The sequence below is a fragment of the Ottowia pentelensis genome (assembly GCF_964341695.1).
In genome coordinates this window covers 2,243,838-2,255,927 of record NZ_OZ224513.1, presented here as the reverse complement: position 1 = coordinate 2,255,927, position 12,090 = coordinate 2,243,838, and the positions used below count along the sequence as shown (strand labels likewise).

The following is a 12,090-nucleotide window of genomic DNA, read 5'->3' as shown; positions in this document are numbered from 1 at the left end:
ATGAGCTTGAAGCCAAAGGTGGCGCTGTCGCAGGACTTCTTGCTGCAGCTGGCGAAACTGGCGGTCACCGTCCAGACCAAGGTCATGCGATGGGCAATCCTGTTTCAATCGGACCCGACCAGCGCCGGGATCAACTACGAGAGCATCCATGGCGCGCGCGACCCGAACCTGAAGTCGGTTCGCATTGATCGAGACTGGCGCGGGATCGTCTTCAAGCCATCTCAGGGCGACGTGTATGTGCTGCTTCACGTCGACCACCACGACCAGGCCTACCGGTGGGCGGAGAACCGCAAGCTGACGATCAATCCGGTCACGGGTGCCATGCAGCTGGTGACCTTGGAGAGCGTCAACGAGGAGGCGGCCGCTGCCAGGGCCCTGCCCGCCGCAGAGCCTGCAACCGCTGCTTCAGCTGAAACCGAAAGGCCACTGTTCAAGGCACTGGATGATCGTGATCTGATGAGCCTGGGTGTTCCAGAGGACCTGGTCGGATCGGTGCGCGACATTGCTTCCGAGACGCAGCTGGACGCCATGCAGGCGCGGTTGCCCGTGGAAGCCTACGAAGGCCTTTTCCTGGTGGCTGCCGGCGATACCGTGAACCAGGTTCTGGAGGCACGAGAAACGCGCGTTGACAGGACGGTGGACACCGGTGACTTCGCCACGGCACTGGAGACGCCGGAATCGCGATCACGGTTCGTCATCGTCGACGGCGACGAGGCCATGGTCGCCATCATGAGCGCGCCGTTGGAGCAGTGGCGTGTGTTTCTTCATCCGACGCAGTCCAAGCTGGTGAACGGCGACCGGAGTGGTCCGGTCCGCGTGCTGGGCGGCGCAGGCACCGGCAAGACGGTGGTGGCCATGCACCGTGCCAAGTGGCTTGCCGAACACCGAACGCCAGCGGGCAGAAAGGTGCTCTTCACAACTTTCACGCGCAACCTGGCAAACGATATCGAGCAGAACCTGAGGACGCTGTGCAGCAGAGAGACGCTGGAAAAGGTCGAGGTCAGGAATCTGGATGCGTGGGTGCATGGTTTCATGAGGGCGCACAAGCTGGAGCATCGGATCGTCTACGACCGCAAGCAGGACGGCGCGCAGCAGGCATGGGAAGCTGCCATGGCGGTGCGGGACACCAGGCTGGAGCTGCCGGACAATTTCTACCAGGAGGAGCTCGAGCAAGTCGTTCTTGCTCAGGGAATATCCACGCTGGACGACTACCGGACGGCACGGAGAACAGGGCGCGGCACCCTGCTCAGCCGCGCCAAGCGAGATGCCATCTGGCCAGTGTTCGAGGAATACAGGGGTCAGCTCAGCTCCCGCAAGCTCAAGGAGGTCGATGACGCGTACCGTGAAGTAGCGGAGTTGCTCGGCGTCGAGACGAGGACGCCGGACTACAGCGCCGTCGTCATTGACGAGACGCAGGACTTCGGACCGCAGGCCTTGAAGCTGATCAGGGCGATGGTTCCCGCCGGCACCAATGACCTGTTCTTCGTCGGCGACGGCCACCAGCGCATCTACAGCCGAAATCGCGCAGCCATGAGCAAGTGCGGTATCGAGATCAGGGGGCGCTCCAGGAAGCTGTACCTCAACTACCGCACCACCGATGAGATTCGCCGACAGGCCGTGGCACTGCTCGAGGGCTGTGAAATCGATGACCTGGATGACGGCCATGACGAGAACCGCCGCTACAAGTCGCTGTCACATGGTCCAGCTCCAGAAATCGTCTCGGCCTCCGGCTTGGAGGGTGCTGCACAGGAAGCGATCAGATTCATCAAGAGCATAAGGTCGGCAAGCTTCTCGCCAACATCGCCGTCATTCTGCGTCATCGCGTCGAGTGAGAAAAATCGGGAGGCGATGTCCGCACTGCTACGCGATGCTGGATTGATCGGCGTAACCATCTCGGCCCAGAACAACCACGCCGACGCGCGTGATGCGATTCACTTCGCCACCATGCATCGAGCGAAGGGACTTGAGTTTGAGAACGTGATCGTCATTGCTCCCAGCAGCTATCTGGGGGATGCCGCGGCAACGCAGAGCCAGCGCCGGCTGCTCTACGTTGCCTTGACGCGCGCTCGATCCGGGGCGATGCTGGTGACCATCCCTTGATGAGGTGAATCGCAGCCAGGCATCTTAGCCCGGACAGGTGTCGCGCACCCAGTTTTCCCATTGCAGGCCTGGGTAGTCGCGAAAGCCGGCTTCGTTGTTGGTGACGAGCACGGCACCGGTGGCGATGGCGTGCGCAGCGATGAGGCGGTCGAGCGCATCGCGGCGGCGCTCGCGCACGGCGGCACGCAGCACGCCGTAGGCCTGGGCCGCGGCTTCGGCAAAGGGCAGCACCGGAATGCGCTGCGTGAGCAGGGCCAGCACCCGCGCATCGTGGTCGCGGTGGCGCGACTGCATTTCCAGTCCGGCGCACAGTTCGGCGTAGGTGACGACCGACATCACCGCCTGCCCCTGGCGCAGGGCAGCCAGGCGCTGCAGCACCTGCTGCGGCTGGCGCTGGATGAGGTGGATGCAGATGTTGGTGTCGAGCAGGTAGGGCATGGCGGGGGCGCGCTCAGTTCCAGTCGCGCTCGGCCTGCTCGTGCATCTCGCGTCCGGCCGCCATGAAGTCGGGACTGAAGGACGCCAGGATGGCAGGCAGGTCGGCCAAGGTTTGCTCTTGCACGGGGCGCAGTACCAGGGTATTGCCGACGCGCTCGATCTCGATGTCCTGCGTGGGATCCAGAAACGCCAGTTCTTTCGGGATTCGAACGGCCAGCGAGTTGCCGCTTTTGAAGATGCGGGTGCGCAGCATGGTGGGTAGCCTTTGGTTTGTATATCCAGTATATACATCGAGTGCTGGACTGCAATGCCCGCGGGGCTGAGACCTATCGCGCATAGGTAAGTACATGATCATATAATTGACGCATGAAATCCCCCTCAGCGGCCAGGCCTGCTCCCCAAGGAGGATCGTCCGGCCGCGCCCCGGGCAGCCCCAGCCGCTCGGGGCAACTGCCCGAGGGCGACGTGCGTCTGACGGCCAACATCCGGGCCGACCTGCACCTGGCCCTGAAGATCCGCGCCGCCCGCGAACGCACCACCATCGGTGAGTTGATCGAGGCGTGGGTGGAAACCTGGAAGGAGACCGATTGATGCCGGCCAAGAAGTCCAAGAGCTCGACGCCCACGGCGGCGTCCGCGGCCATCAGCGACCTTCTGGAGGGCGCCGAGACCAAGTCGCAGCAACTGGCCCGGCTTGTGACCAACGCCTCAGGGGCTGCCGGCACCGTGCAGCAGTACGCCCGCGCCGGTGATGGCCTGGACGCGCTGGACCTGCTGGCCGAGCTGAGGCGGGCCGGAGACGAGGCGGTGGCCGGCGATCTGGGCCGCTACGAACGCATGCTGGCCAGCCAGGCGATCACGCTCGACAGCATGTTTCACAACCTGGCCGAACGGGCCGGGCGCCAGCAGATGCTGCCCAATATGGAGATGCTGCTGCGCATGGCGCTCAAGGCCCAGTCGCAGGCCCGGGCCACGGTGGAGGCGCTGGCGGCCATCAAAAACCCCGTGCCCTACATCCGGCAGGCCAACATCGCCCATGGGCACCAGCAGGTCAACAACGGCCAGGGCAGGGCTCGCGCGGAGAAAGCCAGGACCGCGCCGAACAAACTATTGGAGGTCCACGATGGCGAACGGCTGGAGCATGGAGCGCCGACAGCGGCAGGCCGAGCTGATCAGGCGCTGGCGGCCGTGGGAGCAATCGACCGGACCCAGGACTGAAGAGGGCAGGCAGGTGGTCGCGCGCAACGCCTGGAGGGGAGGGCAGCGGCAGCAGCTGCGGAAGTTGGCGAGGGCGGTGAATGCGGAGCTGGCGCTGATGGGGCAGCTGACGATGCTCGTCGACTGAGCGAAGCCGGCAGCCCATCGTGGCGGCGAACGGTTCGCACGCGCACCGGCGCGGTGCGCCGCCTCCAGCGATGGCTTTCCAGCGTTTGCGCACGGCCAGCGGCAGCGCCAAGGCAGGCGAACGGGTTGAGGCTGTTCATGGCGTGGGTCCCGGGTATTGACCCGCAGGTTGAGTCTATCGTGCATCAATCGCGAGGATCCCACGGCGTGGTCTTCGCTGCCGGCTCGTCTTGCTCGATCCATTCGGGCGCCGTTCATCGCTCAAACTCCGATTCGCCGCTCGGCATCCAGTCACCGTCATCCGCTACGGGTCGGTCAACAGTTCGCAGGTCGTGCCCTCGGCCGCCTTGCCCCAGCGCAGTCTAGCGCGGTGCCAGGCGATGGCGGCGTCGGCCATGGTTTGCATCGTTGTGGCGCTGTTCAGGTTGCCCCCCACTTGAATCGGTAGCTGCTCGCCTTGGGTCGCTTGCCGCGCTCCACCAGCTCCAGCACGCCGTCGGCCACCAGGCCGCAAAGCATGGCGCTGGCGTTGGTGAAGTGCAGGCCGATCAGATCGCCAGCCTTGCGCGCGCTCAGGAAAAACGGCGCGTTGCCGGCGTACTGTTGCAGGCGGATGCACACACGAATCAGCCGTTCCTCGGTCTCGCCGTAGCCGCTGGGCATGGGCGGGATGGGGTCGCCGTCCAGGTTGTCCAGGATTTTGGCCAGCAGCGCGCCTTCGGGGTACTTGACGTTTTCCCATGCGCGGGAAAAGTCGCCCCAGGTCTCGGCAAAGGCTTTGGTGCCGATGGTCGGCAGCGCCAGCTCATGCCACTGCATGGCGATGGCCCGCAGCTCGTCTTTCGTCGCCTCGGGCCTGTTCGCCTTGACGTGCCGCGCCAGATCGAACAACCGCTTGTTGCGGTTGCCGGTCGTTTTCGGCAAAAAACGCGCCGGCTCCACACCCCCACACAACCCCCCCATGACTTGAGATTCCTGTGTCTCATGTGATTCTTGAGATTCTTGTGTCTCTTGTGTAGGGCAAGCGGGCGGCGGCTTTTTTTCGGCGGGTGAACTGGCGATGCTGCGCGACAGATCGAGCACGCCGTGCAGGCCTGAAAATGGGCCTGAGCGGGTCGCGTTGCCGGTCACGCTCATGTAGCGCCCGGCGTTGTAAATCTCGACGTTGATGCCGTGGTAGATGCCTTTCTTGCGGGGCAGCTCGCCAGCGAAGAAACCCCAGCCGTGCAGGCCGTTGCCCGAGGGTGACGTCTCGATGAACCGACAGCCGACGTCTTCCAGCAGGCCCACGGCTTCGGGGCTGGTGTTGCCGTCAATGTCGATCACGGTCAGGCCGTCTTCGGGCACCAGGGCAAAGCCGATACCAGCGTCCCGTCCAGGGCGGTAGGCGGCGCGCGTGGCGTCAAACCCGGCCCAGGAGGTGGGGTCGGTGCTGGATGCCCGTTTGCGCGGCTCTGCGGCCCGATAGGGCACCTTCTTGCCACCCTCGGCACGCCACAGCAGCCAGCGGTCGCGGATGGCCAGCTCGGGCGGGATGCGGTCAAAGACCGGGTCGGGCTGGCGGGTACGATCAACGCTCATTGCTCACCCCCAGCACGGCTTTGATGCCGGCAACCGGCCAGGCCAGGCGGCCATTGATGCGCACGGGGCGCAGTCCATCGGGCCAGGTCTCAGCGCAGGCCCAGCCGCGGAGCGTCTGCGGACGGCGGTTGAGGTAGTGGGCGGCCTGGGCGGTGGGCACCGCAGGCTGGGTCAGATCGCTCAGCGGCGGATAGTTCGCTCCCCGCTCGGCCGGGGCCGTCTCGGGACCGGCAAGCGCTTCGACATCGACCGCAGCTTTCGCGAGGCTGCGCAGAAATGCAAGTGCGGCGGTAGCGTCCGCAGGACTGTCGTCGGCTGGGGCGTGGGCGCCGCAGACCCCAAGGCTGCGCATGACCTCGATCGCCGCCGCGGCCATCTCGGTGTTGCTGAAGAGCTCGTGATTCATGTTTGATCCCATGTCTCCCCAAGTGGACTTCCACCTGGATTGACAAGTGATCATTGAATGCACAAGCGGCGCTCCGCAAGAACCGCCTCAAATCGAGGAAACCGGCTGGAAACCCGCATGGAATAAGGGCTCCCCAGTGTTGAGGTCCGCTTGTGCAGAATCTGCACAAGGGGTTTGTGCAACTTGTGCAGCCTACCTGCGCCGGTCGTCGGGAGGGGTCCAGTGCTTCGCGCTCAGCACATGCACGCGTAGATAGGCCGCGGTCGGGTTGATACCCGACGAAGTCTTGATGCCGCGCTCCACGCAGCGCCTTGCCACCTGATCAACGATGCCAGCAATGGTCGGATTCGCTTCTGCCTCACGAAAGGTTGTCCACAACTCCGCCGCGATGGCTTGAACGAGCATCTTCCAAGGCAGTAGCGGCGGTGGCTCGGACACATCGATCGGCTCGACGGTCGTGCTGGGGCTCTTGTGAAATACATTGACGGGCTGCTGGGTTTCGCCCCACGCGTTCAACCAGTCGATATGGACGTACCCGTCAGCCAGCGCCGATCCATCCCGGAACTCCACCTCGTTGCGGCTGCCGTCGACCACCTGCAGCCGCCCGGGTGCGCCGGAAGGCAACTGTGCCGCCTGAGTGAGGCGAGCCGAATACCAGCGTCGCTCCGAGTCCCACTGCCAAGCTTGATCTTCTGCCTTCGCAGTGGTTTTCTTGTGCACAACCAATGAACCATCAGGCCAATGCTCGCGCCGCTTGTGTGCCAGTTGTTGCATGTAGTGCCTGTCATGCAGCCAGATGCGCCTCGCCTCCTCATCTGGCACAGCAATTAACTTCCACTCATCCGATCGCGAGAAGTCTTGGAGCTGAGCACCTTTTGGCGGCTCGCACTCCAAATACTGGCCGTCTTCCGTGCCGTCCTCGCGCCAGATGACCACTTGCGTCAAATAGTCGGTCGGCCCGTCATCGCTTGGATAGAGAGCGTCAGCGATCAAATCCTGCAACTTGCCGAAGCGGTAGTAGCCATCATCGGACGGCGGCAGTGTGATCTCTTTAGCAGGTATCCCCATATGCGAGCCTCTTGTCTTTCGTCTCGAAGATCCCACCAGTCGCCGGGAGCCTCGCTATCGGCGGGTTTGGCTGGGAGAATTGGGTAGCCGCGTTACGCTGCTCGACTGCGCTCGATTCGCACCACGGCGCGGGCACCCACGGCTTGGGCGTAGCGTTGCAGGCTGCGCAGGGATGGCGCGGCCTTGCCACCTTCCAGGCGGGCCACAATTTTGTGCGTGGTGCCCATGCGCTCAGCCACATCGGCTTGCGTCAACCCGTCGCGGGTGTCGGGGTCTGCCAGCAATTGCGCCTTCAAGGTTTTGAGCGTTTTCATGCCTGGGGCTTCCAGTCGTTTCAGTGCGGCGTCTATGGCCTTGCGGGGCTTGCCGATTCATTCATGCGGCCACTGCGTGGCGGACTTTCAGCGGCGCTTTCTTGATGGCCTGGCGGGCCTGCCACAGGTCATAAGCCCCCTGCATGGAAAGCCACACGCTGGCACGGCCGCCACGCTCGGCACCCAGCCAGGCTTCGATGCGCAAGGCCATTTCTGGCGACACGGCGGCGCGGCCATTCAGCACGCGCGACAGCGCCACACGCGACACGCCCAGTTGTTCGGCGGCTTGCGTCACCGACAAGCCCAGCTCGGGCAATACGTCATCGCGCAGCGTCAGCCCCGGATGGGGCGGGTTCATCATCTCCTTCATGCCGTCACCTCCTTCAAGCGCAGGCGACGGCAACCTTTGCGCGTCGCGCCGTCTGCCGTTTCGGCACCTTCGGCTTGCTGACTTTCACCACCGGCCCCATGCCGGCCGTTGCGGCCATGTCTATCAAGGTGTCCAAGGAAAACAGGTTCACCTTCCCGCGCATCAAGTCGGACACGCGGGGCTGCGTCACCCCGAATAGCTCGGCAGCTTGCGCCTGCGTCATGCCCTGCTCCCGGATGGTTTCGGCAAGGTTCATCATCAACTCGGAGCGTGCACGCATGCTCGCTGCTTCCTGCGGGGTGTTCTCGATAGCGTCCCAGACGCTGGCAAATCGGCGGCGGTCTGTCATGTCGCAATCTCCTTCATCAAGGCTTTGAAGCGCTTGCGGGCCAAATCAATATCGCGCTGGGCGGTCTGCTGGGTCTTCTTCTGGAAGCAGTGCAGCACGTACACGACATCGGCCAGCTTGGCGACGTACACCACGCGGAACGTGCCGGCTTCGTCCCAGACGCGAAGCTCCATGGCCCCGTTTCCAATCGAAGGCATCGGCTTGGCATCGTCGGGCTGTAGGCCGTGCTGCACCCTGTCCAGTTGATAACCGACATCGCGCATGGCCGACGGCGGGAATGCCCTCAAGTCATCCAATGCGGTAGCCCGAAACTCAATCGGCTTCATGGCTGAAGTATATAGATATTTGTATGTTTCCGTTGGTTCCCGACGTCACTTCACGGCCTGTAGCTTGCCCTGCCCAGCTGGGGCGGAACAGTCAGGCATGCTCAGGCGTCACGCTCAGGCGCAGGCCCACGGCGTGCAACACCTTGTGCAGCGTGGCGATCGTCGGGTTGCCGTTTTCGCTCAGGGCGCGGAACAGGGATTTCTCCCCTACGTCAGCACGGCGCGCCACCTCCGCCATGCCATGCGCCTTGGCAACGTGGCGCAGCGCCACCAGCAGCGCGGCGGGGTCTTCCAGCTCGATAGCGGCCTCGATATAGGCGGCGGCTTCCTGGGGGTCTTTCAGCGATTCAGTCAGCCAGGTTGTGTGACTGGCATCGCGCGGCGTGTTCATGGTTTGCCCCCTTTCCTTCCAGTCGTTCAGATAGCCGATGGCGCGGTGGATTTCGGCCTCTTGGCTGCCCTTGTCGCTGCCACACAGAAGCAGCACCAGCACCGGGCCTTGCTTGCTCAGGTACACGCGATAACCCGGCCCGTGGTTGATGCACAACTCTTGCACGCCATCGCGCAGCGGCTTGCAATCGCCCATGTTCCCCGCCTCTACCCGTGTCAGGCGGGCGCGGATTTTGGCGCGGGCGATGCGGTCGGAAAGGCCATCAACCCACTGCACAAACGGCGCGTGCCCAGTGTTGTCGGTGTAGATGCGGATTTCCATGATGGTATCTTAAAACGTACCGTTATGCAGTCATGGCCCGCAGTTTTCCGGGTTCGGTGCTGGCGTCGAACTTCACGCCGGCTTGCTCCAATATCCACGCCTCGAATTTTTCGTGGTGCAGGCGCAGCAGATCGAGCGGGCGCACGGTGTAGTGCTTTTCTGCGGTGGCGCTGGGCTTGTGGCCTTGTATCTGCGCAATCACACCCACGGGCAATTCAAGCCATTCGCTCAGGCTTTTGAACGAGCGGCGCAGGCCATGCAGTGTCAGGCCCTCCACGCCGGCCACGGCGCAGGCTTTGCCGTGCGGGCGCTGCGGATAGCTCAGGGGCTTGTCGGTGGCCGAAAACAGGTAGCGGCCACGCCGGGGCAGGCCGGCCAGCAAGTGGTGCACGTAGGGCGTGAGGGGAATGACGCGCTCGCCCTCCACCTTGTCCCGAATCGTCAGGCCATGCCACTGCACGTTCATGTCGTCCCAGCGCAGGCCCAGCAGCTCGCCGGGGCGCGCGCCAGTCAGCAGCAGGGTTTGCAGATAGGCCGATATGCCCGCGTTGCCGATGGCGCGCACGGCGGCGAACCAGACGGTCAGTTGTCCGCGCATCAGGGCGTCCGACTTCACGCCGGCTTTGCCCAGCGCCTCACGGGCGCGGCGGCTCTTGGCGGGGTTTTGCGCTGGCACGATGGTCTTGTAGTCGGGATGCTCCGCACACCAGCTCAAAAACGCGCGCAGCAGGCGCCAGGCCAGGCGGGCCGATGTCGGGCGGTGCTGGCCTTCGCGCTGCGCCCATGTTTCGATGGTTGCGGTACTCAGCTCTTTCAGCGGCAGCGCCAGCAGCGGGTGCAGCGGCCCGGCCACGGTCAGGCCGCCGCGGAATGGCTCGCCACCGGCGCGAGTCAACACGGCATGGTCATGTGCGTGGCGCTCGCCCCAACGTGGGGTGCGCTCGGCAACGTAGGCGAGCCATGCCTCGCCCACGGTCACAGTTTGGGCGGCGGCGGTGGCCTTTTTGGCTGCGCGCTCGGCTTGCTGTTGGCGCTCTTGCTCGCCGGGGTTGATGCCTGCGTCAATCAGAACGGCCAGGCGGCGCGCTTCGGTGCGAGCTTGCTCGATCGTCCACGTCCGCACGTCGCCGATGGTGCGGCGAATGGTTTGCCGGTTCAGCTTCGCTTCATATACGAACGACTTGTGCCCGGTGTTCGTGACGCGCACACGTAGGCCTGGGACTTTGGTGTCGCGCAAGAATGCTTGAGCTTTGATGTCGTTGCGGCAAGTCAGGCGCTCGATTGCGCCCGCGCTCAATTCCATGGCCTGGGCGGTGTCCGGGACGTCGGTTTTCTTGGGTCGCGCCATCTGTTGAACCTCTCAACCTGCCGGGTCTGGCTACACCGCGGCTACACGGAATTTTGATCAAGGAAAACAGTCCGTATGTTCGCCGTGTAGCCACAGTGTAGCCAAAAACCCCCTGTTTTACCGAATTTCAATCAACACTTTTGGCTGTACGAATCACCAATAAAATTTATAACATGTTGATTTATATATGGTATATCCATATTAATCAACACTCACAAATGATGATCTTGTCGGACTCTTAATCCGTTTGTCGTAGGTTCGACCCCTACAGGGCCCACCAAGCTACATGTCGCATCCCGGACGATCATAAGGTCGCTTGTGAAACAGATGCGGGCTCTCCTGATACCACTGCTTCATGGTCTGCATAGGCGTCTTGCTGCCCAGCGCTGACTGCGGCAGTTGGTGGTTGTACAGGGCCACATAACGCAGCAAGGTCTGCTCCATGTCCTCGCGGCTGTTGAACCTGTGCGTCTTGAGCACGTCGGCAATGCGACCGTTGAACCTCTCCACCATGCCATTGGTCCTGGGCGTTCTGGGCTTGGTCAGGCGGTGTTCGATCCCCAACTCGTCGCACAACTGATCGAACTCGTGGTTGCCGCTGGGCTGGCGCTCGCGGCTGGCAAACAGGCGATCGGTGAACTCCTTGCCGTTGTCGGTCAGCAGCTTGTGGATCTTGATCGGGCAGGCCTTGTGCAGTGCCTTCAGGAAGGACTGTGCACTGGCGGCGGTCTTGTTGGCCTTGAGGGCCACGTACACCCAGCGCGTGGCCCGGTCGATGGCCACGAACAGGTAGCGCCGACTGCTCTCATCCTGCATCTGGGGCAGGTACTTCACATCCATGTGCACATAGCCCGGCTCGTAGCTCTTGAAGGCCTTGTGGGCCACGGTAGGCTCCTGGGGCTTGAGGGCATTGAGGTTGCCCGCGCCATGGCGGCGCAGGCACCGATCCAGGCCTGAGCGCGAGACATGGGGGCAAATGAACTCCCGCGTGACAGCCAGCAGGTCATCCAGGGGCAGCAGCAAGGTGCGCCGCAGGTGCACCACCACGCTCTCTTGCGCCGGCGTGAGCACCGTCTGCAGGCGATGGGCCGTGTGCGAGCGATCCCCAAAGACCTGGCGCTTCTTCCACTTGTAGACCGTTTGCTCGGTGATGCCAAAGCGCTGGGCCAGGACACTGGCGGTCTCGTGGCTGGCCGCGATCTCGGCGCGCACGGCCGGTGTCGTGCGGGCGTTCTTGTGCAGGGCTATCAGCATGGCGTGGCACTCCCGGTGGCTTGCAAGGACTCTATCAACTCCCGCAATACGGCTCGGGCCATGAACAGCGGGTAGCGGTTTTCATCTATGCAATCGTCCGGGATGCAACAGCTACACAAGAAAACCGCGCTACGCAAAACGTAGCGCGGTTTTTTTTGGGTTCATGCGATCACCGCGTGGCGCACCTTGAGTGGCGCCTTCTTGACGGCCTGGCGGGCTTGCCACAAATCATAGGCGCCCTGCATCGCCAGCCACACGCCGGCACGGCCACCACGTTCGGCGCCCAGCCAGGCCTCTAGGCGCAAGGCCATTTCCGGTGACACGGCAGCGCGGCCGTTCAGTACACGCGACAACGCCACGCGCGACACGCCCAATTGTTCGGCGGCTTGCGTCACCGACAGCCCCAACTCGGGCAAGACGTCATCGCGCAGCGTCAGCCCCGGATGAGGCGGGTTGAACATTTCGGTCATCGCAAATTCTC

16 protein-coding genes are annotated in these 12,090 nt (G+C 63.4%); 3 read left to right on the top strand and 13 right to left on the bottom strand.

All coding sequences use genetic code 11. The annotated features are described in order from the left end of the window. A complete protein-coding gene (locus ACWHMB_RS11025) occupies positions 1–2,100 on the top strand; it encodes a UvrD-helicase domain-containing protein (protein ID WP_377484597.1) in 2,100 nt (699 codons plus the stop codon). Between the two features lie 24 nt (positions 2,101–2,124). On the opposite strand, the gene ACWHMB_RS11020 is transcribed toward ACWHMB_RS11025, so the two are convergent. Continuing rightward, positions 2,125–2,538 (bottom strand): type II toxin-antitoxin system VapC family toxin, encoded by a 414-nt coding sequence (locus tag ACWHMB_RS11020; RefSeq protein WP_377484599.1) that lies wholly within the window; start codon positions 2,536–2,538, stop codon positions 2,125–2,127. Between the two features lie 13 nt (positions 2,539–2,551). After that, positions 2,552–2,791 (bottom strand): antitoxin, encoded by a 240-nt coding sequence (locus tag ACWHMB_RS11015; protein WP_377484601.1) that lies wholly within the window; start codon positions 2,789–2,791, stop codon positions 2,552–2,554. 113 nt (positions 2,792–2,904) lie between these two features. On the opposite strand from ACWHMB_RS11015, the gene ACWHMB_RS11010 reads away from it, so the two are divergent. Beyond that, positions 2,905–3,129 (top strand): hypothetical protein, encoded by a 225-nt coding sequence (locus ACWHMB_RS11010; RefSeq protein ID WP_377484603.1) that lies wholly within the window; start codon positions 2,905–2,907, stop codon positions 3,127–3,129. After that, a complete protein-coding gene (locus tag ACWHMB_RS11005; RefSeq protein WP_377484605.1) occupies positions 3,129–3,755 on the top strand; it encodes a hypothetical protein in 627 nt (208 codons plus the stop codon). The genes ACWHMB_RS11010 and ACWHMB_RS11005 overlap by 1 nt, the downstream gene beginning before the upstream one ends. Before the next feature lie 546 nt (positions 3,756–4,301). Here ACWHMB_RS11005 and ACWHMB_RS11000 read toward each other — a convergent pair. The 11 genes from ACWHMB_RS11000 to ACWHMB_RS10950 form a co-directional block, all read right to left on the bottom strand. Further along, positions 4,302–5,462 (bottom strand): hypothetical protein, encoded by a 1,161-nt coding sequence (locus ACWHMB_RS11000; RefSeq protein ID WP_377484607.1) that lies wholly within the window; start codon positions 5,460–5,462, stop codon positions 4,302–4,304. Next, positions 5,452–5,646, bottom strand: a complete 195-nt coding sequence (locus ACWHMB_RS10995) for a hypothetical protein (RefSeq protein ID WP_377484625.1) — start codon at positions 5,644–5,646, stop codon at positions 5,452–5,454. The genes ACWHMB_RS11000 and ACWHMB_RS10995 overlap by 11 nt, the downstream gene beginning before the upstream one ends. A gap of 414 nt (positions 5,647–6,060) precedes the next feature. Next, positions 6,061–6,936, bottom strand: coding sequence for a hypothetical protein (locus ACWHMB_RS10990; protein ID WP_377484609.1), 876 nt, complete (start codon positions 6,934–6,936; stop codon positions 6,061–6,063). A gap of 92 nt (positions 6,937–7,028) precedes the next feature. Next, positions 7,029–7,250, bottom strand: a complete 222-nt coding sequence (locus ACWHMB_RS10985) for a helix-turn-helix domain-containing protein (RefSeq protein WP_377484611.1) — start codon at positions 7,248–7,250, stop codon at positions 7,029–7,031. A 61-nt stretch (positions 7,251–7,311) separates the two neighbouring features. Then, a complete protein-coding gene (locus ACWHMB_RS10980) occupies positions 7,312–7,620 on the bottom strand; it encodes a HigA family addiction module antitoxin (protein ID WP_377484613.1) in 309 nt (102 codons plus the stop codon). 13 nt (positions 7,621–7,633) lie between these two features. Beyond that, positions 7,634–7,969, bottom strand: coding sequence for a helix-turn-helix domain-containing protein (locus ACWHMB_RS10975; RefSeq protein ID WP_377484615.1), 336 nt, complete (start codon positions 7,967–7,969; stop codon positions 7,634–7,636). Continuing rightward, positions 7,966–8,295, bottom strand: a complete 330-nt coding sequence (locus ACWHMB_RS10970) for a type II toxin-antitoxin system RelE/ParE family toxin (protein ID WP_377484617.1) — start codon at positions 8,293–8,295, stop codon at positions 7,966–7,968. The genes ACWHMB_RS10975 and ACWHMB_RS10970 overlap by 4 nt, the downstream gene beginning before the upstream one ends. Positions 8,296–8,386: 91 nt before the next feature. Further along, positions 8,387–9,007: a type II toxin-antitoxin system RelE/ParE family toxin gene (locus ACWHMB_RS10965; protein WP_377484619.1), complete on the bottom strand. Its 621-nt coding sequence runs from the start codon at positions 9,005–9,007 to the stop codon at positions 8,387–8,389. Between the two features lie 22 nt (positions 9,008–9,029). Beyond that, positions 9,030–10,355, bottom strand: a complete 1,326-nt coding sequence (locus ACWHMB_RS10960; RefSeq protein WP_377484621.1) for a tyrosine-type recombinase/integrase — start codon at positions 10,353–10,355, stop codon at positions 9,030–9,032. A 282-nt stretch (positions 10,356–10,637) separates the two neighbouring features. Further along, a complete protein-coding gene (locus tag ACWHMB_RS10955; RefSeq protein WP_377542819.1) occupies positions 10,638–11,609 on the bottom strand; it encodes an IS481 family transposase in 972 nt (323 codons plus the stop codon). Positions 11,610–11,770: 161 nt separating this feature from the next. Continuing rightward, positions 11,771–12,079 (bottom strand): HigA family addiction module antitoxin, encoded by a 309-nt coding sequence (locus tag ACWHMB_RS10950; RefSeq protein WP_377484199.1) that lies wholly within the window; start codon positions 12,077–12,079, stop codon positions 11,771–11,773. Between the last annotated feature and the right edge of the window lie 11 nt (positions 12,080–12,090).

Bases quoted from the DNA above. Each gene is read 5' to 3' on its own strand.
- ACWHMB_RS11025 (WP_377484597.1), top strand. From the start codon at position 1: ATGAGCTTGAAGCCAAAGGTGGCGCTGTCGCAGGACTTCTTGCTGCAG.
- ACWHMB_RS11020 (WP_377484599.1), bottom strand. From the start codon at position 2,538: ATGCCCTACCTGCTCGACACCAACATCTGCATCCACCTCATCCAGCGC.
- ACWHMB_RS11015 (WP_377484601.1), bottom strand. From the start codon at position 2,791: ATGCTGCGCACCCGCATCTTCAAAAGCGGCAACTCGCTGGCCGTTCGA.
- ACWHMB_RS11010 (WP_377484603.1), top strand. From the start codon at position 2,905: ATGAAATCCCCCTCAGCGGCCAGGCCTGCTCCCCAAGGAGGATCGTCC.
- ACWHMB_RS11005 (WP_377484605.1), top strand. From the start codon at position 3,129: ATGCCGGCCAAGAAGTCCAAGAGCTCGACGCCCACGGCGGCGTCCGCG.
- ACWHMB_RS11000 (WP_377484607.1), bottom strand. From the start codon at position 5,462: ATGAGCGTTGATCGTACCCGCCAGCCCGACCCGGTCTTTGACCGCATC.
- ACWHMB_RS10990 (WP_377484609.1), bottom strand. From the start codon at position 6,936: ATGGGGATACCTGCTAAAGAGATCACACTGCCGCCGTCCGATGATGGC.
- ACWHMB_RS10985 (WP_377484611.1), bottom strand. From the start codon at position 7,250: ATGAAAACGCTCAAAACCTTGAAGGCGCAATTGCTGGCAGACCCCGAC.
- ACWHMB_RS10980 (WP_377484613.1), bottom strand. From the start codon at position 7,620: ATGAAGGAGATGATGAACCCGCCCCATCCGGGGCTGACGCTGCGCGAT.
- ACWHMB_RS10975 (WP_377484615.1), bottom strand. From the start codon at position 7,969: ATGACAGACCGCCGCCGATTTGCCAGCGTCTGGGACGCTATCGAGAAC.
- ACWHMB_RS10970 (WP_377484617.1), bottom strand. From the start codon at position 8,295: ATGAAGCCGATTGAGTTTCGGGCTACCGCATTGGATGACTTGAGGGCA.
- ACWHMB_RS10965 (WP_377484619.1), bottom strand. From the start codon at position 9,007: ATGGAAATCCGCATCTACACCGACAACACTGGGCACGCGCCGTTTGTG.
- ACWHMB_RS10960 (WP_377484621.1), bottom strand. From the start codon at position 10,355: ATGGCGCGACCCAAGAAAACCGACGTCCCGGACACCGCCCAGGCCATG.
- ACWHMB_RS10955 (WP_377542819.1), bottom strand. From the start codon at position 11,609: ATGCTGATAGCCCTGCACAAGAACGCCCGCACGACACCGGCCGTGCGC.
- ACWHMB_RS10950 (WP_377484199.1), bottom strand. From the start codon at position 12,079: ATGACCGAAATGTTCAACCCGCCTCATCCGGGGCTGACGCTGCGCGAT.